The sequence below is a fragment of the Micromonospora sp. C95 genome, assembly GCF_018070465.1.
GTDB lineage: Bacteria > Actinomycetota > Actinomycetes > Mycobacteriales > Micromonosporaceae > Micromonospora.
Genome location: NZ_JAGPXT010000059.1, coordinates 1 through 1359, shown reverse-complemented (window position 1 = coordinate 1359; position 1359 = coordinate 1). Strand labels below are relative to the sequence as shown.

General features: G+C 67.5%; 1 protein-coding gene. It reads left to right on the top strand.

All coding sequences use genetic code 11. The annotated features are described in order from the left end of the window. The coding region (gene ahcY, locus KBX00_RS28940) for an adenosylhomocysteinase (protein ID WP_210831229.1) at positions 1–1359 on the top strand (1359 nt) is incomplete at both ends.

Below are 1359 nucleotides of genomic sequence, written 5' to 3'. Positions count from 1 at the left end.
CGAGGGCGACTTCAAGGTGGCGGATCTGTCGCTCGCGGAGTTCGGGCGTAAGGAGATCCGTCTGGCCGAGCATGAGATGCCGGGTCTGATGGCGATCCGGCGTGAGTTCGCCGACGCGCGGCCCCTGGCGGGGGCGCGGGTCACTGGGTCGTTGCACATGACGATCCAGACGGCCGTGCTGATCGAGACCTTGGTGGCGCTCGGTGCGCAGGTCCGGTGGGCGTCGTGCAACATCTTCTCCACCCAGGACCACGCCGCTGCCGCGGTGGTGGTCGGCCCGGAGGGCACCGTCGAGGCCCCGTCGGGTGTTCCGGTGTACGCGTGGAAGGGTGAGACCCTCGAGGAGTACTGGTGGTGCACCGAGCAGGTGCTCGACTGGCCCGACGGGGACGGCCCGAACATGATCCTGGACGACGGTGGCGACGCCACGCTGCTCGTCCACAAGGGTGCCGAGTTCGAGAAGGCCGGCGCGGTGCCGCCGGTCGAGTCCGCCGACTCCGAGGAGTACGCGGTCGTCCTCGGGCTGCTGCACCGCTCGCTTTCCGCGAGTGGCCAGCGGTGGACGCGGATCGCCGCCGGCATCAAGGGTGTCACCGAGGAGACCACCACCGGTGTGCACCGGCTCTACGAGATGCACCGCGCCGGCACGCTGCTGTTCCCGGCGATCAACGTCAACGACTCGGTGACCAAGAGCAAGTTCGACAACAAGTACGGCTGCCGCCACTCCCTGATCGACGGCATCAACCGCGCCACCGACACCCTCATCGGCGGCAAGATGGCCGTCGTGTTCGGCTACGGCGACGTGGGTAAGGGCTGCGCCGAGTCGCTGCGCGGCCAGGGCGCCCGGGTCGTGGTGACCGAGGTCGACCCGATCTGCGCACTCCAGGCGGCGATGGACGGCTACCAGGTCGCCACCCTCGACGACGTGGTCGCCACCGCCGACATCTTCATCACCGCCACCGGCTGCTACGACGTCATCACCAACGAGCACATGGCCCGGATGAAGCACCAGGCCATCGTCGGCAACATCGGCCACTTCGACAACGAGATCGACATGGCCGGCCTGGCCAAACGCCCCGACGTCACCCGGGAGAACATCAAGCCGCAGGTCGACCTCTGGCGCTTCGACGACGGCCACGCGATCATCGTGCTCTCCGAAGGCCGCCTGCTGAACCTGGGCAACGCCACCGGCCACCCCAGCTTCGTCATGTCCAACTCGTTCGCCAACCAGACGATCGCCCAGATCGAGCTGTACACCAAGACCGACCAGTACCCCACCGGCGTGCACGTGCTACCCAAACACCTCGACGAGAAAGTCGCCCGACTACACCTCGACGCCCTCGGCGCCAAACTCACCAC